The sequence below is a fragment of the Georgenia alba genome (assembly GCF_042665525.1).
Taxonomy (GTDB): Bacteria; Actinomycetota; Actinomycetes; order Actinomycetales; family Actinomycetaceae; genus Allobogoriella; species Allobogoriella alba.
Genome location: NZ_JBHTCQ010000002.1, coordinates 675,000 through 692,637, shown reverse-complemented (window position 1 = coordinate 692,637; position 17,638 = coordinate 675,000). Strand labels below are relative to the sequence as shown.

The 17,638-nt window shown below is 73.0% G+C and carries 19 protein-coding genes, 1 tRNA gene and 1 other RNA gene; 11 read left to right on the top strand and 10 right to left on the bottom strand.

From position 1 onward, the window contains the following. Positions 1-211 precede the first annotated feature (211 nt). Entirely contained in the window at positions 212-1,846 is a 1,635-nt protein-coding gene (locus ACFQQL_RS13030) for a lytic murein transglycosylase (RefSeq protein ID WP_382395025.1), read from the top strand. Here ACFQQL_RS13030 and ACFQQL_RS13025 read toward each other — a convergent pair. Next, positions 1,837-4,881, bottom strand: a complete 3,045-nt coding sequence (locus ACFQQL_RS13025; RefSeq protein ID WP_382395023.1) for a bifunctional [glutamine synthetase] adenylyltransferase/[glutamine synthetase]-adenylyl-L-tyrosine phosphorylase — start codon at positions 4,879-4,881, stop codon at positions 1,837-1,839. The two genes, ACFQQL_RS13030 and ACFQQL_RS13025, sit on opposite strands and share 10 nt — an antisense overlap. 17 nt (positions 4,882-4,898) lie before the next feature. Continuing rightward, positions 4,899-6,236, bottom strand: coding sequence for a type I glutamate--ammonia ligase (glnA, locus tag ACFQQL_RS13020; RefSeq protein ID WP_382395021.1), 1,338 nt, complete (start codon positions 6,234-6,236; stop codon positions 4,899-4,901). 119 nt (positions 6,237-6,355) lie between these two features. Between glnA and panB the strand changes: the two genes are divergently transcribed. After that, the gene (panB, locus tag ACFQQL_RS13015; RefSeq protein WP_382395019.1) at positions 6,356-7,174 is read left to right on the top strand and encodes a 3-methyl-2-oxobutanoate hydroxymethyltransferase; all 819 of its coding nucleotides are present in this window, start codon (positions 6,356-6,358) and stop codon (positions 7,172-7,174) included. On the opposite strand, the gene ACFQQL_RS13010 is transcribed toward panB, so the two are convergent. Beyond that, a complete protein-coding gene (locus ACFQQL_RS13010; RefSeq protein ID WP_382395017.1) occupies positions 7,175-7,363 on the bottom strand; it encodes an SPOR domain-containing protein in 189 nt (62 codons plus the stop codon). A gap of 36 nt (positions 7,364-7,399) precedes the next feature. Between ACFQQL_RS13010 and map the strand changes: the two genes are divergently transcribed. From map to ACFQQL_RS12990, 4 genes are all read left to right on the top strand, one after another. Beyond that, the gene (map, locus tag ACFQQL_RS13005) at positions 7,400-8,272 is read left to right on the top strand and encodes a type I methionyl aminopeptidase (protein WP_382395015.1); all 873 of its coding nucleotides are present in this window, start codon (positions 7,400-7,402) and stop codon (positions 8,270-8,272) included. Positions 8,273-8,298: 26 nt separating this feature from the next. Next, positions 8,299-9,063: a polyphosphate--glucose phosphotransferase gene (gene ppgK / locus ACFQQL_RS13000; protein WP_382395013.1), complete on the top strand. Its 765-nt coding sequence runs from the start codon at positions 8,299-8,301 to the stop codon at positions 9,061-9,063. A gap of 148 nt (positions 9,064-9,211) precedes the next feature. Then, positions 9,212-9,421, top strand: coding sequence for a PspC domain-containing protein (locus tag ACFQQL_RS12995; RefSeq protein ID WP_382395011.1), 210 nt, complete (start codon positions 9,212-9,214; stop codon positions 9,419-9,421). Between the two features lie 33 nt (positions 9,422-9,454). Further along, entirely contained in the window at positions 9,455-9,664 is a 210-nt protein-coding gene (locus ACFQQL_RS12990; RefSeq protein WP_382395009.1) for a PspC domain-containing protein, read from the top strand. Between the two features lie 23 nt (positions 9,665-9,687). Here ACFQQL_RS12990 and rnpB read toward each other — a convergent pair. Then, an RNA gene (rnpB, locus tag ACFQQL_RS12985) (RNase P RNA component class A) lies at positions 9,688-10,057 on the bottom strand. Positions 10,058-10,096: 39 nt separating this feature from the next. On the opposite strand from rnpB, the gene ACFQQL_RS12980 reads away from it, so the two are divergent. Then, on the top strand, positions 10,097-10,915 hold the full coding sequence (locus ACFQQL_RS12980) for a YaaA family protein (RefSeq protein WP_382395007.1): 819 nt from the start codon (positions 10,097-10,099) through the stop codon (positions 10,913-10,915). On the opposite strand, the gene ACFQQL_RS12975 is transcribed toward ACFQQL_RS12980, so the two are convergent. After that, a complete protein-coding gene (locus ACFQQL_RS12975) occupies positions 10,899-11,633 on the bottom strand; it encodes a zinc ribbon domain-containing protein (RefSeq protein ID WP_382395005.1) in 735 nt (244 codons plus the stop codon). The two genes, ACFQQL_RS12980 and ACFQQL_RS12975, sit on opposite strands and share 17 nt — an antisense overlap. Continuing rightward, the gene (locus tag ACFQQL_RS12970; protein ID WP_382395003.1) at positions 11,630-12,778 is read right to left on the bottom strand and encodes a Nif3-like dinuclear metal center hexameric protein; all 1,149 of its coding nucleotides are present in this window, start codon (positions 12,776-12,778) and stop codon (positions 11,630-11,632) included. Before ACFQQL_RS12970 ends, ACFQQL_RS12975 begins: the two co-directional genes overlap by 4 nt. Before the next feature lie 57 nt (positions 12,779-12,835). Here ACFQQL_RS12970 and ACFQQL_RS12965 point away from each other — a divergent pair, with 57 nt between their 5' ends. The 3 genes from ACFQQL_RS12965 to ACFQQL_RS12955 are packed head-to-tail and all read left to right on the top strand — an operon-like array spanning position 12,836 to position 14,570. Continuing rightward, positions 12,836-13,432: a hypothetical protein gene (locus ACFQQL_RS12965; protein WP_382395001.1), complete on the top strand. Its 597-nt coding sequence runs from the start codon at positions 12,836-12,838 to the stop codon at positions 13,430-13,432. Further along, positions 13,432-14,022, top strand: a complete 591-nt coding sequence (locus ACFQQL_RS12960; RefSeq protein ID WP_382394999.1) for a hypothetical protein — start codon at positions 13,432-13,434, stop codon at positions 14,020-14,022. The genes ACFQQL_RS12965 and ACFQQL_RS12960 overlap by 1 nt, the downstream gene beginning before the upstream one ends. Then, positions 14,019-14,570, top strand: a complete 552-nt coding sequence (locus tag ACFQQL_RS12955) for a hypothetical protein (protein WP_382394997.1) — start codon at positions 14,019-14,021, stop codon at positions 14,568-14,570. The genes ACFQQL_RS12960 and ACFQQL_RS12955 overlap by 4 nt, the downstream gene beginning before the upstream one ends. Here ACFQQL_RS12955 and ACFQQL_RS12950 read toward each other — a convergent pair. Next, positions 14,473-15,792, bottom strand: coding sequence for a hypothetical protein (locus ACFQQL_RS12950; RefSeq protein ID WP_382394995.1), 1,320 nt, complete (start codon positions 15,790-15,792; stop codon positions 14,473-14,475). The genes ACFQQL_RS12955 and ACFQQL_RS12950 overlap by 98 nt on opposite strands. 45 nt (positions 15,793-15,837) lie before the next feature. On the opposite strand from ACFQQL_RS12950, the gene ACFQQL_RS12945 reads away from it, so the two are divergent. Further along, the gene (locus ACFQQL_RS12945; protein WP_382394993.1) at positions 15,838-16,542 is read left to right on the top strand and encodes a haloacid dehalogenase type II; all 705 of its coding nucleotides are present in this window, start codon (positions 15,838-15,840) and stop codon (positions 16,540-16,542) included. Between the two features lie 3 nt (positions 16,543-16,545). On the opposite strand, the gene ACFQQL_RS12940 is transcribed toward ACFQQL_RS12945, so the two are convergent. The 3 genes from ACFQQL_RS12940 to ACFQQL_RS12930 all read right to left on the bottom strand — a co-directional run bounded on the left by ACFQQL_RS12940 (position 16,546) and on the right by ACFQQL_RS12930 (position 17,581). After that, a tRNA-Val gene (locus tag ACFQQL_RS12940) sits at positions 16,546-16,619 on the bottom strand. 60 nt (positions 16,620-16,679) lie between these two features. Then, positions 16,680-17,162 carry a peroxiredoxin gene (locus ACFQQL_RS12935; protein ID WP_382394991.1) on the bottom strand — a complete coding sequence of 161 codons (483 nt, stop codon included), beginning with the start codon at positions 17,160-17,162 and terminating at the stop codon, positions 16,680-16,682. Then, a complete protein-coding gene (locus tag ACFQQL_RS12930; RefSeq protein ID WP_382394989.1) occupies positions 17,159-17,581 on the bottom strand; it encodes a DUF3052 domain-containing protein in 423 nt (140 codons plus the stop codon). Before ACFQQL_RS12930 ends, ACFQQL_RS12935 begins: the two co-directional genes overlap by 4 nt. Positions 17,582-17,638 lie beyond the last annotated feature (57 nt).

Sequence of the window (17,638 nt, the reverse complement as noted above, 5' to 3'; positions counted from 1 at the left end):
GAGCTGCCGCGACATCGGGGAGGTCACGGACATCACCCCTGATTCGGGCCATGCAGGAGAGACAGCGTCTGGGCGCAGTGATCCGTGCCCGGCCGAGACGTAGCCGACGGGGTGGCATGCCGCCTGTGGGTGGTCCGTTCCTGTGGCAGGCCGGTTGACCTGGGTCTACGGTCGAACTGGACTCGCGGAAGCTCGACGGGGAGGCCAACCGATGGGCGCGAAGTCACGGATCGTCGGCATCGTGCTGAGCCTGGCAGTCCTGCTGCCCCTCCCGGCGTCGGCGTGGGCGCCCGACGCCGGGACGGGCGCCTCACGACCGGACGGACCACGCGATGTCGAGCCCGCGCCGGTCAGCACTCCCGTCCGCACCACGCCCCACGCCGACTGGGTCGACTCGCAGAACGGGTGGGCGGTGACCGTCACCGTCAGTCGTGGGCACGCACGGGAGCCCGGGCGCACGACCTCCGAGGTCATCACGGCCGGGTCGGCGACCGCATCCGGCGGCGTTCCTGCGGTCGTCCTGCAGGCGTACCGCGACGCAGCCTCCGACCTCGCCCGGCTCGACCCGGGTTGCCACCTGGACTGGACGCTGCTGGCCGCGATCGGCCAGGTCGAGTCGAACCACGGACGGTACGGCGGTGCGGTGGTCGGCGCCGACGGCCTCACCTCGCCGCGCATCCTCGGCCTGCCGCTGAACGGCGTCGGCCCCGTCGCAGCGATCCGCGACACCGACGGTGGCGCGTACGACGGCGACACGGTCTGGGACCGTGCCGTGGGCCCGATGCAGTTCATCCCCTCGACCTGGGCGGCCGTCGCGTCCGACGGCGACGGCAACGGGGTCAGCGACCCGAACGACATCCACGACGCCGCGCTCGGCGCCGCCGTCTACCTCTGCGCCGGCGACGCCGACCTGTCCGATCCCGCGGACCTGCGCGCCGCGGTGCTGCGCTACAACCACTCGGACGCCTACGCCGACCTGGTCCTGGCGCTCATGGAGCGTTACCGGACCGGGACGACTCCCACACTCCCGGTGGGCCCGACAGCATCCGGGCCCGACGTGCCCGGCACCAGTGTCGGCGGCGCCCTCGGCGGCCGGGAGAACAGCGGCCGGGAGAACGGGCCGCAGGATGAACCGGGGCCGTCGGACCGGCCGGCACCGCGGGACGAGCCGGGCCGGTTGCACGGGCGCGAGACGCCCCGTGACGACAGACCCGCCGAACCGGACCCGTCCGAGAGCCCGACACCACCCGCCGAGCCGAGCGAGCCCTCGACCCCTCAGCCGGACGAGCAGCCCGGGACCACCCCCACCGAGGGCGAGCCGCCCACGGACGAGCAGCCCGGGACCGCCCCCACCGAGGGCGAGCCGCCCACGGACGAGCAGCCCGCGGCCACACCCACCGAGGACGAGCCGCCCACGGACGAGCAGCCCGCGGCCACACCCACCGAGGACGAGCCGCCCACGGACGAGCAGCCCGGGACCGCCCCCACCGAGGACGAGCCGCCCACGGACGAGCAGCCCGCGGCCACACCCATCGAGGGCGAGCAGCCCACGGACGAGGAGACGGGCAGCACACCGGACGAGGGTCCCGCCGAACCCGTCCGAGAGACCCTGACGGGCGAGCTTGCCCGCGTGGCCGGCGGCGGCTGGACGGTCGGCGGCAGCGCGGTGCATGTCGCTGACACCTCCAGGTCGGCGCCCGCTGACCTGGACGGCGACGGCACGGTCGAGACCCTCGGCAACGAGCTGGCCGGGCTGGAGTCCACGGAGGTGACCGTGACCGGGACCGTCGACCACGAGGTCCTTCGTGTCGAGGCCGTCGGCGAGCACGCCCTCGATCAGCCGTAGAAAAGCTCTTCGGCCGCGGCGCGGGCCCTCCTCGCGGTGCGCAACCACCGCTCCTCCAGGTCGAGCCGCCCGCCCGGCTCGTGGCCGAGGATCCGGGCGACCACCTCGAGCTCGCCCACCTCGTGCGGCAGTACGTCGGCCCGCCGTCCGCTCGTCCGGCCGGAGCCGAGGACGATCGCGTCCCGGATGCGCGAGGCCAGCAGCCACGCCTCCGCGAGCAGCGCGGTCTGCTCGGCCGGCACCAGCTCAGCCGCCCGGAGGGCGTCCAGGGCCCCCAGCGTCCCGGTGGTCCGCAGCTCGGGCACGGCTCCCCCGTGCCGCAGCTGCAGCAGCTGCACCGTCCACTCGACGTCGCTCAGGCCACCGGGACCGAGCTTGACGTGCCGGCTCGGAGCCACCCCCCGCGGCATCCGCTCGCTCTCCACCCGGGCCTTGATCCTGCGCAGCTCCCGGACCTGGGTGTCCGGCAGACCGCCCTCCGGGTAGCGCAGCGGATCGATCATCGCCTCGAACCGGGCCGCGAGCTCCGCGTCGCCGGCCACCGGCCGGGCACGCAGCAGCGCCTGCCGCTCCCAGGGCTCGACCCACCGCTCGTAGTACTCGGCGTAGGACGCCAGCGACCGCGTCAGCGGACCGTTGCGCCCCTCCGGCCGCAGGTCCGCGTCGACCTCGAGGACCGGCTCGGTCGCGGCCTGCTGGAGCGAGGACCGCACCCGCGACGCCACCTCGAGGGCCACGCGCGTGGCGAGCTCCTCGTCCGCGTCCGGCAGCGGGTCGTGGACGAACAGCACGTCGGCATCCGAGACGTACCCCATCTCGCGGCCACCGAGTCGTCCCATCGCGACCACGAGGTACCTCGACGGCGGCGAGTCCAGACCTGCCTGCGCCGTCGCCTCGGCCACGGCCACGCGCAACGCCCCCTGCAGCGCCACATCGGCCGCCTCGGTGATGAGGGCCGCCGACCGCGTCGGCTCTCCCATGCCCAGCACGTCACCGATCGCGGCACGCAGCAGACCCCGGCGCCGCAGGTAGCGGCCCGCGAGGACCTTCTCGAAGGGATCGCTGCGGCGTGCCTGGAGCGCCTTGAGCTCGGCGGCGAGCCCTTCCGGCGTGCGCGGGCTCAGCTCGCCCACCTCGTCCAGCCAGGCCACGGCCTCCGGCAGCCGTCCCAGTGCGTCCGCGACGTACCGGGACGTGGAGAGCACCTGTGCCAGCCGGCGCGGCATCTCCCCGGAGTCCCGCAGCAGCTTCAGGTACCACGGCGTGCCTCCGATGACCTCGGACAGCTTCCGGAACGCCAGCAGCCCTGCGTCCGGTGCCGGGCCCTCCGCGAACCAGCCGAGCATCACCGGCAGCAGCTGCCGCTGGATGCTCGCCGCCCGGGAGATGCCCTCGGTGAGCGCGGCGATGTGGTGCAGCGCGCCGGCCGGGTCGTGGTAACCGATGGCGGCGAGCCGGGCCCGGGCCGCCTCCGGGGCGAGCGAGACGTCGGACGTGCTCAGCCGGGCGGTGAGCGGCAGCAGGGGGCGGTAGAAGATCTCCTCGTGCAGATGCCGCACCTCGCGCCGCACCTGACGCAGCCGTGCGGTGAGCGAGTCGGCACCCTGGACACCGTCGACCCTCATGGCGCGGCCCAGTCGCCGCAGGTCCTCCTGCGCGGTCGGGACCAGATGGGAGCGGCGCAACCGGTGCAGCTGGATGCGGTGCTCGAGGACCCGCAGGAACCGGTAGTGATGGTCCAGGAGCTCGGCGTCGTCCCGCGCGACATACTCACCGGCCGCAAGCTGCGCGAGCCCGTCGAGGGTGGTCCCGGAACGGATCGACGGGTCCGTCCGGCCGTGCACCAGCTGCAGCAGCTGGACGGTGAACTCCACGTCCCGCAGGCCGCCGGCACCGAGCTTCAGCTGCCGGTCCGCCTCGGCCGCCGGGATGTGGGCCTCGACCCGCCGCCGCATCGCCTGGCTGTCCTCCACGAACCGCTCCTTCTCCACGGCGTGGAAGACCAGCGGGGCCACCGCGTCGCAGTACGCCCGCCCGAGCTCGACGTCGCCCGCGACGGGACGCGCCTTGAGCAGCGCCTGGAACTCCCACCCTTTGGCCCACCGCTCGTAGTAGGTGACGTGCGAGGCGAGCGTCCGCACCAGCGGGCCGTCCTTGCCCTCGGGCCGGAGGTTCGCGTCGAGCGGCCAGAGCGCCGGCTCCGTCCCGACGGCGGAGACGTTCCGCGCGAGGGCGGTGGCCAGGCTGGTCCCGACCCGGAGTGCCTCCGCCTCCTGCGCTCCCTCGGCCGGCTCGACGACATAGACGACGTCGACGTCGGAGATGTAGTTCAGCTCCCGCCCGCCGGTCTTCCCCATGCCGATGACCGCCAGCCGCGCCTGCTCCGACCTCGGGACGTCCGCCCGGGCGACGGCGAGGGCCGCCTCGAGGGCCGCGGCCACCGCGTCCGCGATCGCCGAGGCGACCTGCGGGAAGGCCTCGAGGGGATCCGGGCAGGTGAGGTCGTCCGCCGCGATCTGCAGGAGGCGGCGGCGATAGGCGCGGCGCAACGCGGCCACGCCGTCCTCGCCGCCCAGCCCGGCGACCGGGGCGACGTGGTCGGGGTCGGCGCCCACCGCCCGCAGGGCGTCGGCACGCACCTCGCCGTCGCGGTGGGTCAGCACCGACCGTTCCCCGGGGTGGTCCAGGAGCAGCTCGACGGCCTCCGGCCGCGCGACCAGCGCGTTGCCCAGCGCCGTCGAGAGCCCCAGCACGGCCAGGAGACGCCGCCGGGGCTCGCCGTCCTCGACGAGCAGCCGGCCGAGCGGCTCCTCGGCCGGTCCCTGCGCGGCCGCCTCGGCAAGACGTAGCAGCGCGAGCAGGGCCAGGTCGGGGTCGGCGACCCGACCCAGTGCCTCCTCCAGCGATGCGCCGGCGCCGGTCGCCCGGGCGACGTGCGTGGCGAGTGCCGGGTCCTCGAGGCGACCCACCGCGATCTCGGCGTCGGCGAACCCGAGCCGCCGCAGCGTCGTCGTGCGCGAGACCTGCCGGGTCATGGCATCACCCGCGGTCCTCAGAGCGCCGGGATGAACCGCTGCAGCTCGTACGCGGTGACCTGGTTGCGGTACTCCTCGAACTCGGTGCGCTTGTTCCGCAGGAAGTACTCGAAGGTGTCCTCGCCGAGCGTCTCGGCCACCAGCTCGGAGGACTCCATCAGCTCGATCGCCTCCCGCAGCGACGCGGGCAACGACTTGATCCCCAGGGCCCGGCGCTCGGCGCGGCTCATCGCCGCGACGTCCTCGCTGGCCCCCTCGGGGAGCTCGTAGTCCTCCTCGATGCCCTTCAGGCCCGCGTTGAGCAGCACCGCGAACGCCAGGTACGGGTTCGCCGCGGAGTCCAGCGCCCGGTACTCCACCCGCGCGGAGCCGCCCTTGTCCGGCTTGTACATGGGCACACGCACCAGCGCGGAGCGGTTGTTGTGGCCCCAGGAGATGTGGCTCGGCGCCTCGCCGCCGCCCCACAGCCGCTTGTAGGAGTTCACGTGCTGGTTGCACACCGCGGTGATCTCCGACGCGTGGCGCAGCAGCCCGGCGATGAACTTCCGTGCCGTCCCGGACAGGTGGAACTCGCCGGACGGGTCGTGGAAGGCGTTCTGGTCTCCCTCGAAGAGGGACATGTGCACGTGCATCCCCGAGCCCGGCGCGTCCACCAGGGGCTTGGGCATGAACGTGGCGAGGACGTCCTGGCGCAGCGCCACCTCCTTGATGACGGTGCGGAACGTCTGGATGTTGTCCGCCATGGAGAGGGCGTCGGCGTACCGCAGATCGATCTCGTTCTGCCCGGGCCCGCCCTCGTGGTGGGAGAACTCCACCGAGATGCCCATGGACTCCAGCGCGGTGATCGCGTCACGGCGGAAGTCGTGCGCCGTTCCGCGGGCCACGTGGTCGAAGTAGCCGCCGGTGTCGACCGGCACGAGCTTCTCCTCCGGCGAGGAGACGTCGTGGAAGAGGTAGAACTCGATCTCCGGGTGGACGTAGAAGGTGAACCCGGCGTCGGCCGCCTTGTTCAGCGCACGCTTGAGCACGCTGCGCGGATCGGACTTGGCGGGCTCGCCGGCGGGTGTGAGCACGTCGCAGAACATCCGCGCGACGCCGTTCTCCTCGCCGCGCCACGGCAGCACCTGGAAGGTGGAAGGGTCGGGCTTGGCGAGCATGTCGGACTCGTAGACCCGGGAGAGCCCTTCGATGGAGGAGCCGTCGAAGCCGATGCCCTCGGCGAACGCGCCCTCGAGCTCGGCGGGCGCGATCGCGACGGACTTCAGCACGCCCAGGACGTCGGTGAACCAGAGCCGGATGAAGCGCACGTCGCGCTCCTCGATCGTCCGGAGCACGTACTCCTGCTGCTTGTCCATCGACCACTCCCTCGTTCCGCCTGCTCCGGGCCAGCGCCGCGGTGACGCCGCACTCCCCCATCATGGCGTACGGCCGCGGCATAGGCTGGGCACGTCCACCACGGCTGCCAGGAGGAGAGATGTCCGACGCCGCGCCCGCGCCCCGTCGTGTCCGGGTGCACCACCTGCGCCAGGCCAAGGAGCGGGGCGAGCCGATCACGATGCTGACCGCCTACGACGCCGTCACGGCCGGCATCTTCGACGAGGCCGGGATCGACGTCCTGCTCGTGGGCGACTCGATCGGCAACACGATGCTCGGCTACTCCGGCACCATCCCGGTCACCGTGGAGGAGATGATCCCGGCCGTCCGTGCCGTCAGCGGCGCCGTACGCCGCGCCCTGGTCGTCGCCGACCTGCCCTTCGGCTCGTACGAGGCGAGCCCGGAGCAGTGCCTCGCCACGTCGGTCCGCATGTTCAAGGAGGGCGGGGCGCACGCCGTCAAGCTCGAGGGCGGCGCCCACCTCGCGGAGCACGTGGCGCTGCTGACCCGCTCCGGCATCCCGGTGGTCGGGCACGTCGGGTTCACCCCGCAGTCGGAGAACCTGCTGGGCGGCAAACGGGTGCAGGGTCGCGACGACGAGGCCGCCGAGCGCCTGGTCGGTGACGCCCTGGCCGTCGCGCAGGCTGGGGCGGTGGCCGTCGTGCTCGAGATGGTGCCCGCCGCGGTGGCCGTCCGGGTCAGCGAGGTGCTCGAGGTCCCCACGATCGGGATCGGCGCCGGCTCGGACGTCGACGGCCAGGTGCTGGTGTGGACGGACATGGCGGGCATGACGTCCTGGTCGCCGCGATTCGCGCGCCGGTTCGCCGAGCTCGGTGCCGAGCTGCGGGGTGCGGCCCAGGCATACGCGCAGGCGGTGCGGGGGCGGACGTTCCCCGCCGCGGAGCACTCGTTCGAGTAACTACCGCTCCTCGTCCCAGGACTGGTTCTCGGCGTTCCACTCCTCGTTGCGCTCCTTGGCGTGCTCCATCGCGCGAGCCGCCTCCTCCGCCGTCGGGTAGGGCCCCATGCGGTTGGTCCACCCGCGGGCCTTGCCGCGGACCACCTGGCCCGATCCGAGGTCGTAGTAGTACTCGTCCTGCTCGCTCACATCGACTCCTCGTCGTGCCCCAATAGACTCACCACCATGCTGGCCGACCGAGCTCCCCGCGGCACCCTGGTGCCGGGGACCGTCTCCCCGGTCCGCGCCGTTCCCGCCGAGATCCCCCGGCCCGAGTATGTCGGACGCACCGGACCGGAGCGGGTCACCGCGTCCGACGTCAAGAGCCCGGAGACCGTCGAGCGCATCCGTCGCGCCGGCCGGCTCGCCGCACGCACCCTGGAGCACCTCGGGCCGCACGTGGCGCCCGGCACCACCACGGAGGAGCTGGACGTGCTCGGGCACGAGTTCCTCGTCCGGCACGGCGCCTATCCCTCCACCCTGCGCTACCGGGGCTTCCCGAAGTCGATCTGCACCTCCGTCAACGAGGTCATCTGCCACGGCATCCCGGACAGCACCGTCCTGGCCGACGGCGACATCCTCAACATCGACGTCACGGCGTACCTCGACGGGGTGCACGGTGACACCAACGCGATGTTCCTCGTCGGTGACGTCGACGAGGAGTCGCGGCTGCTGGTCGAGCGCACGCGGACCGCGATGGAGCGAGGAATCCGCGCGATCCGGCCCGGACGGGAGGTCAACGTGATCGGCCGTGTCATCGAGTCCTACGCACGGCGGTACGACTACGGCGTGGTCCGGGAGTTCACCGGCCACGGGGTCGGCGAGGCCTTTCACTCGGAGCTCGTGGTGCCGCACTACGACAGCGCCCCCGCCCACGACGACGTCATGGTCCCCGGCATGGTCTTCACCGTCGAGCCCATGCTCACCCTGGGGTCGCCCGACTGGGAGCAGTGGGACGACGGCTGGACCGTCGTGACGCGCGACCGGTCCCGGAGCGCGCAGTGGGAGCACACCGTCGTCGTCACCGACGACGGCGCCGAGATCCTCACCCGTCCGTGAGAAGCCCGCACACCGACAGGAGCGTCATGAGCACAGCAGGGACCGCCGTCGCCTTCGGGATCGACATCGGAGGCTCGGGGATCAAGGGGGCGCCGGTCGACCTCGCGACCGGCGAGCTCATCGCCGACCGGCTCCGCATCCCGACGCCGCAGCCCTCCACCCCGCAGGCCGTCGCGGCGACCGTGGCCGAGCTCGTCGACTCGTTCGATCTCGCGGACGACGTGCCGGTAGGACTGACCGTGCCCGCGCCGGTCAAGCACGGCGTCGTGCCGTTCATCGCCAACCTGGACCAGTCGTGGACCGGGGTGGACGTGCCGTCACTCATGAGTGAGGCGACCAGGCGGCCGGTCTCCGCGGTCAACGACGCCGACGCCGCCGGGGTGGCCGAGGCCGCCTTCGGTGCCGCCAAGGGAACGCCCGGCGTCGTCATCGTCACGACGCTCGGCACCGGGATCGGCTCGGGCTTCCTCCTCGACGGCAAGCTCGTGCCGAACACCGAGCTGGGCCACCTGGAGATCGACGGGTACGACGCCGAGGACCGCGCCGCCTCCTCCGTCAAGGAGGCCGAAGGGCTGAGCTGGCGCAAGTGGGCCAAGCGGCTGCAGCGCTACTACGAGTTCGTGGAGATGCTGTTCTCCCCCGACCTCTTCGTGGTCGGCGGCGGGGTGAGCAAGAAGCACGAGAAGTTCCTGCCGCTGCTCGAGCTGAAGACCCCCATCGTGCCGGCGGGCCTGCGCAACACCGCCGGCATCGTCGGGGCGGCGCACCTGGCCGCCATCGGTCACAACTGACGCCGGCCCCCGCATCGTCCGGTGGCCGGGCTCACCCTCCCCTGGCCCGAGGCCGGCCGCAGTCAGGGTCCGATCAGGGTCCGCCCCGGATGTCCTCGGCCGCCGGAAGCCGCATGCTTGAGGTAGTCCCCGAGAGAGGAGCCCCAACATGTCCGACATCCGCGCATCGTTGGCCCGCAGCGGCCTCGTCCGTCCCCGTGGCGGCCGCATCGTCGCCGGGGTGTGTGCCGGGCTCGGCCGCCGCCTGGGCGTACACCCCTGGGCGCTGCGGCTCGTCTTCCTCCTCCTGCTCGTCATTCCGGGCCCGAGCCTCGTCACGTACCTCGTGCTATGGATCCTCATGCCAGACGAGGCCTGAGACGACCGGCCACCACGATCGAAGGAGACATCCATGTCCGACGTCCGCATGTCCATGTCCCGGCAGGGTCTCGTCCGCACCCGCAACAACCGCATCATCGCCGGCGTCTGCTCGGGGCTCGGCCGCCGCTTCGGCCTGGGTCCGTGGGCGGCCCGCCTGCTCTTCGTCCTGATCCTCATGGTGATCCCCGGCAGCCAGCTGTTCGTCTACCTGATCCTGTGGATCCTCATGCCGAACGAGTGACGCGGCGGCGAGGGCCGTAAGGGCGGATGAGTCGGCCGGTACGCCGGGTTCTGTCCCGCGGCCTGCGCCGCGGTGGCGGCCATCCATCTACGACGTACGTTGCCGCACGCCTCCAGCGACCTACCCGCAGGCTCGGGCGGGCCGCCCTCATACGCCTGCTGTCTGGTCTTGCTCCGGGTGGGGTTTACCGAGCCGCGACGGTCACCCGCCGCGCTGGTGGTCTCTTACACCACCGTTTCACCCTTACCGCCGGGCCGGGCCCGACGGCGGTCTGCTTTCTGTGGCACTGTCCCGCGGGTCACCCCGGGTGGGTGTTACCCACCACCCTGCCCTACGGAGCCCGGACGTTCCTCGGCACACCCGCAGGTGTGACGCGACCGCCTGGCCGACTCATCCGCGCAGCCGATTCTAGCGGCCGGTTAACATCCCGGGGTGCTCCTGCTCCTTCCCCCGTCCGAGGGCAAGACCGCTCCCGCCCACGGCCGTCCCGTCGACCTCGCCGAACTCTCGGCGCCCGGCCTCGCCGGCGCCCGTGATCGGGTGCTCGACCACCTCATCGACAGCTCGGCGCGGCCCGACGCCACCGGCATCCTCGGCGTCGGTGCCGGCCTCGCCGAGGAGGTCCGCGCGAACACCGCCCTGCGAACCGCACCGGCCGGGCCCGCGGCCACGGTCTACACCGGCGTGCTCTTCGCCGCGGCCCGGCTCGGCCACCTCACGGGCACGGCACGACGCCGCGCCACCGCCTCGGTCCGCATCTTCTCCGGGCTCTGGGGAGTCCTGGCACCCGGCGACCGGATCCCGGCCTACCGGCTGTCGATGGACGTCACGCTGCCCGGGCTCGAGCCGCGGCGGAAGCTGTCCGCCTACTGGCGTGAGCACCTCCCGGAGGTCCTCGACGAGCAGGCGGTCGGCGACGTCGTCGTGGACTGCCGGTCGGCCACCTACGCGGCGTCCTGGCGACCGCCCGCGGGCAGCGACCACGTCGACGTCCGCGTGGTGCGGGAGCACGACGGCCGCCGTCAGGTGGTCTCGCACAACGCCAAGCACGCCCGCGGGCTCCTCGTGCACCACCTGCTCACCCGGCCGGGCCGGCCGCTCCGCTCGGCGCAGGACGTGGCCGCGGCGGCCGAGGAGATGGTGACCCGGGACGAGCCGGCACAGGGGGAGAACACCGGCCAGGTGGACGCGGTCGAGCTGGACCACCGGCCGCGGGGCTGGACCCTCACGCTCGTCAGTCGTCGAGCCTGACCAGGACGTAGCCGTGCTCCTCGGAGACGAGCACCTCGTCCTCCGGGGCGCTGTCGATCGCGGAGAGCTCACTGAGCGTGAAGTCGATGCTCACACCCTCGGTGCGGTGCCCGCGCAGCGCGACGACGCCCAACCCGCCGGTGCGGGACCGGGCGTACTCGTACAGGTCCAGCAGCTCCGCGTCGACCTGTGCGGCGAGCTCCTCCCGCTCGCCACGCGTCTTCTCCAGCTCGGCATCGATCTCGGCGAACGACGCGTCCCGGTCGGCCGTGTGCCGCTCGATGTCGGCCGCGATGGCCTCCTCCTGCGTCTGGAGCTCCGCGGCCCGCTTCTCGGCCTCCTCGAGCCGCTCCATGACCTCCAGCTCGGCCTCCTCCAGCACGGCCTGACGGTCCGCGAGCTGGGCGAGCTCGTTCTGCAGCGCCACCAGCTCACGGGACAGGCCCTGCCCGGAGTCGAGCTGGGCCTGGTGGCGTGCCGCGCGGTTGCGGACCTGCTCCACGTCGGCCTCGGCGCGATTCAGCTCGCGGCGGGTGTCCGACAGCACGGTCTTCGCCTCCACCTGCGCGCGGTGCACGTCCTCGGCGCGGCCCTGCAGCTCCTCCAGCGTGCCCAGCACGGGCAGCGTGCGCCGCTGGTGCGCGAGCTTGGCGATCCGGGTGTCGAGGGCCTGCAGGTCCAGCAGCCGCCGCTGGGCGTCCTTGGGGGCGGTGGTCACGAGCGGGCTCCTTCCAGCACGAGCTCCCACGGGTCGGTGACGAGTGTCGAGACGTGCACGTCCAACCTAGCGTCGCGCGCCTCGGCCGCGGTACGCAGTAGATCCGCGGCCCGCGGCAGCCACGGCCACTCGCTCGCCCAGTGCGTGGCGTCCACGAGGAACGGCCGGCCGCCGGAGAGGTGCTCGGACGCCGGGTGGTGCCGCAGGTCGGCCGTCACGTAGACGTCGGCGCCCAGGGCGCGCACGCGGCCGAGGAGCGAGTCCCCCGAGCCACCACAGACCGCGGCGGTGCTGACGACCGCGTCCAGCTCCCCACCCACGCGGATCCCCTGCGGCGTCGCCGGCAGGGCGTCGGCGACCCGGGCGGCGAACTCCCGCAGCGTCACCGGCTCGGCGAGCCGCCCGATCCGCCCGGTCCCGGTTGCGGCGCCGGGATCTGCCTGGGCGAGCAGGCTGAAGGCGGGCTCCTCGTACGGGTGCGCGGCCCGCAACGCCTGCACGACGGCGGAGCGCCGAGCCCGGGGCAGCACCATCTCGATGCGGTCCTCGGAGACCTCCTCCGTCCGCCCCACGGACCCGATCGTCGGGTTCGCCCCGGCGAGCGGGCGGAAGGTGCCGGTACCCGGTGCCACGAACGCAGCCCGCTCGTACTCCCCGAGCCGGCCCGCCCCGGCCGCCGCGAGAGCGTCCACCACGTCCGTCGTCGCCTCGTGCGGCACGAACGTCACCAGGGTGTCGAGGGCGTCAGCGGGCAGCGGCGCCACAGGCCGGACGTCCACCAGGCCGAGCAGGTCGGCCAGGGCCTGCGAGACGCCCCCCTCTGCCGCGTCGGCGTTCGTGTGCGCGGTGTAGAGGGCGCACCCGCCACGCACGAGGTCGTGGACCACCCGGCCCTTCGGGTTCGTCGCGGCGACGCTCGAGGTGCCGCGCAGGTACAGCGGGTGGTGGGTCACGAGCAGGTCGGCACCCATCTCCAGCGCCTCCCGAGCGACATCCTCCACCGGGTCGACGGCGAGCAGCACCTTCCGGACCGGTTGAGCCGGGTCACCCGCGACCAGGCCAACGGCGTCCCAGTCCTCGGCCGTGCCGGGTGGGTAGTGGCGCTCCAGGACGGAGAGCAGATCGGCGAGGAGCAGGTCGGTCATCCGCACGAGCGTATCCCGGGCCCTGGCCGGCTCGGGCCGCTTCCCTATGCTTGGGCCGTGCCCAGCCTCCGGTGGCTTCGCCGTTACGCGCGCGAGCACCCCGTCGTGGTGCTCGCGGTGACGCTCGGCTACGCCCTGCTCGCCCTGGGCGGTGTGGCCTGGGCGAGCGGCCCCGACACGTACGAGGGCCTTCCGCCGGGCGTGGACGAGATCGCCGTCGGCGAGGAGCACCGCAACGGCGAGATGTCGGTCCGGGTCCGGGGCGCGCACCTCGTGTCGTCGCTGCCCGGCTACAGCCCGTTCGACGAGTCCAACGACGTCGTGGTCCTCGACCTGGAGGTGGAGAACCTGCTGGAGGAGCCCATCATCGATCCGTTCCAGGTCGCCGCGCTGCACCCCGAGGCAGGCCCCTGGGTCCGCGACTACACCCTGCTGCACCTGGACGGTTCCCGCCTCGACGCATTCCAGCCCGCGCTCCCGACCCGCATCCGGCTCGTGTACGAGGTGCGACCGGACGCGATCCCCGCCGGCCAGGACGTCGTCGTCTCGCTGTGGGACCGCCGGTTCGTCGAGGAGGCCGGTTACCTGCCGGGCTGGCGACACCCCGAGCCCACCGCGGCCCTGTCCGTCCCGGTCCAGGAGGGTGGCCTGTGATGCGTGGGGCGCTGCACTACCTGACGGCGTTGGGGCTGGTCGCGGCCACCTGGGCGGCCAGCGAGCTGGGACCCGACTCGTGGCAGCAGCAGGGACCGATCGCCGTCGAGGGTGACGCCGGCGAACGGCTCGTCGGACGCAACCTCGACGCCGCCGCCGTTCCCGAGGGCACCGCGGTCCGGACGGCCGACACCCTGCAGGTCGACGGCATCGAGGTGTCCGAGCTCCAGGCCGACGGCGTCTTCGTGATCGTCCCGGTCGCCGCCGCCACCGTGGTCGGGCCCGGGACGCTCGGTCATGCGGACCTGCTCGTCGACGGCGTCCGGTACAGCTCCCTCAACAACCGCCTGGACTACAGCAGCCCTTGGGCGACACCCCTCGCCGTCGGGATCCACCGGTACGGCGAGGTCGTGTTCGACGTCCCGCGCCACGTCGTGGACGGCGACGGTGACGTGCGCATCGAGATCGCCGCGCACACCGGCCTCGACACCACGCTCGACTCCGTCCTCGTGTTCGACATGAGTCTGGACGGCGTCCGGCACGAGGACCGTGTGCAGCTGTCCGACCCGCTCGAACGGGTCGTCAAGTGAGTGCGGCGAAGCGCGGCTGGTTCCGGCGGCACGTCGCCGCCCTGGCGAGCCTCGCCGTCATGCTGCCCGCGTTCGCGGTGACCTGGTACCTCACGGACTGGCGCGAGAGGCTCAACTGGGTCCAGGGCGAGCCGGTCGACGCCTCCGTGGGCGAGCCGGTCAGCTACCACGACTTCACGATCACGGTGGACCGGCACGACGTGCTGCACGACCCGCAGGGCTCGCAGCTGGTGCCCGGTACGGTGCTCGTCGTCGTCACGGCCCGGATCGAGCCGAACGACCCGGGTGCCGACAGCGTGATGTGCGACGTGCTCCTCGACATCGACGGGCGCCAGTGGGAGCCGGTGACCGACTCCACGGTCTTCATGCCCGCCGAGGGCATGGAGAGCGACTGCTTCTGGTACTCCGGCGTGCTCGAGCAGACGGACCACGCCGACTTCCAGATGGCCTTCATGGTGCCGGGGACGGCGCTCCGCTCCGGTCCGATGACGGTGCAGATCTCGACGGGGACCCAGCTGCCTCGGTACGTCCGGGTGCCGCTGCAGTAGCGGCGTCACCGATCCGGCCCAGGCAGTGGTCGAACGTCGCGGCCAGGAGGGCGACCTGCAGGAGGTCCGCCAGGGCGCTCACGACCGAGCTGACCGCGGGGTACACCGACTGCCACCAGAGCAGCTCGTGCGGCCCGATGAGCACGACGATCCCGCGGAACAGCCAGTCCGCACCGGACTGGATCGCGGTGTAGGCCAGCATGAAGCCGGTGATGGTCACCAGGCCGCCGCGGACCACCACGTGCCCCACGTCGACCAGCGCGTCGGCTCGGAGCCTGACGTCCTCCACCAGCTCGTCGGCGACGAACCGCACCGGGACCGGAAGGCGACGCTCGCGGGCCCGCCGGACACCGTGGGACCTGGTGCTGACGAGGTCGACGGCGGTGCGCTCGCCCAGCCGGCGCGCCAGGATGATGCCGGTCAGGGCGAGCCAGGCGAGCGGCAGCGCCAAGGTGCTCAGCGTCTCCCCCACGACCTGCGCGGCCTGGACGAGGACACCCCACAGCGCCTGCAGCGGCGGGGCCCCCTCGAGCAGCCCGTCCCACACCCGCGTCCACCACCCGACGAACGCGCGGCCCGCGAACCAGTCCGGGATCGCCCGCAACGGCTCGGTGACCAGCAGCGCGAGCAGGAACACCCACAGCGCCTCGAGGTACACCTCGATGGCGGCCACCCACGCCGGCAGCACCCGGCGCAGCTGATGGATGGCGAGGCGCAGCACGAACGCGCCGGCGATGAGGGACACGTTGATCCAGTTGAGCTCGAGCGTGAACCGTTCGGCGGCCTCCTCGTACGAGTCGAAGATGCGGCGCCGGACCTCGAACTGGTACTGGTCGACGTCCTCCTGCAGGAAGTTCCACGCGGAGTACATGACGAAGAACGGCACCATGACCTGGGCAGCGAAGGTGGTGACCTCCGAGGAGCGCCGCCGCGCACCGCTGGTCTCCCGCACGTCGAGGTCGAGCTGTCCCGCCGCCAGCCGCTCCTGGTACGCCGGCAGCAGCGGTCGCAGCACCAGGAACATGCCCACGAACGCGCCGAGCTGCACGAGGATCGGCAACGGCAGCGCGAGCAGGCCGACGTACCGGTTCTGGGTCGCCGCGAGCGTCGCCGCACCGAGCAGGCCTACGTACGACAGGTAGACGCCCGCCAGCGCGAACGCCAGCAGCTCGGGCCAGCGGGCCGCGATCAGCCGCCCGGTGTTCCGCAGGATGTCCCCCACGCGCGGCATCGTAGCGAGCGGCCCGCTCGTGCCAGCATGGGCACGGTGCGGACCAGCGCCAGACCCGTCCTCGTCCTCGACGTCCTCGGCACGGTCGTCGACCAGGCCGGCAGCATGACCCGGGCCGTCTCGGCCCGGACCGGCCTCAGCACCCCCGCAGCCGGCGACGTAGTTGCGCGATGGCTGGCTCACGTCGCCACCGAGGAGCGCGCGGTCGTCGAAGGCCGACGGGCGTTCGCCCCGAGTCACGAGCTCGACGCCGAGGCCCTCCGTGCCCTGGCGGACCAGGGCCGTCTCGCCGCCGACGACGTGGCCGCCCTCGCCGACACCTCCGCACGGCTGGCGCCGTGGCCGGACAGCGTCGCGGGCCTGGACGCACTGGCCGAGGACGTCACGGTGGTGGGCCTGTCGAACGCCAGCCGCCGGACCCTCACCGGCCTGGCCGGCCACGCGCGGCTCCGCTGGCACCAGCTCCTCTCCGCGGAGGAGGTGGGGACCTACAAGCCCGACCCCGCGCTCTACGCGCTGGCGCTACGCAGCGTGCCGGTCACAGCGACGCCGGTGGTCATGGCGGCCGCGCACGCGTGGGACCTGCGGGCGGCGGCGCAGGCCGGCCTGCGCACGGCCTACGTCCCGCGTCCCGGCGGCGACCCGCCCGGACCCGAGGACCACGTCGACCTGCACGTGACCGACCTGGCGGAGCTGCACGCCCGGATCCGGGAGCTCGCCCGGGCGGGTGACGACGGGTGACGGTGGGCCCGGCCGGTCTCGAACCGACGACCTCCGCGGTGTAAACGCGGCGCTCTGACCAACTGAGCTACAGGCCCGTGCGCCCGCAGGCGCCCCGACAGCGTAGCCCGGACCGCCGCTGTCCCGGCGCCGGTGGGCTAGCTCGGGAGCCTCGTCAGCGCCGCGCGGTACTCGGCGAGGTCACGCGCCTGCCCGGCGGGGCTGAGGACCGACCAGCGCACGATCCCGTCGGCGTCCAGGAGGAAGCTGCCTCGGCGTGCATGCCCCTTCGCGTCGTCGAAGACTCCGTAGCACCGCGAGACCTCACCGTGCGGCCAGAAGTCCGAGAGCAGGTCGAAACCGAACCCCTCCTCGTCGTCCCACGCGCGCAGCGTGAACATCGAGTCGGTGGAGATCCCGAGGACGCGCACCCCGCGCCCCGTGAACTCCGGCAGGTGGTCCCGAAGCTCCGCCAGCTCGGCGTGGCACACGTGCGAGAACGCGAACGGGTAGAACACGAGCGCCACCGGGGTGCCCCGCAGCGCACTCAGCCGCACCGGCGTGCCGCGGGTGTCCGGCAGCTCGAGATCCGGCGCCGGCGAGCCGACGGACGGAAGGCCCGACCCGCCAGGCGCGCTCACCGCCGCGACCGGCTCCGAGCGGCGATGCGGATGCCGTTCCACGCCGCCCCCACCGACGTGGCCGACGTCGCCAGCATCCCCGCGGTGCGGGCAGCCTCCTCGACGTCCGCCGGCACCACGTGCCCCTCACGGCCGGGCTTCGGCGTGAACACCCAGATCAGGCCGCCGTCGTCGAGGTTGGACTGCGCGTCGACGAGCAGGTCGGTCAGGTCCTCCTGGCCGCCGTCGTCCGCCCTCCACCAGATCACGGCCCCGTCGCACACGTCCCCGTAGTCCTCGTCGACCAGCTCGTTGCCGGTCGCCTCCTCGACGGTCCGGCGCACCGCGGGGTCGACGTCGTCGTCGTAGAGGAACTCCTGGATCACCTGCCCGGTGGTGAAGCCGAACCTGCTGGCTCCGGCTCCCGCGCTGACAGCCACGTGCGTCCTTTCCTCCCCAGAGCCGTGCGGCTCCTGCTTCTCGTCGGACGCCGGTCG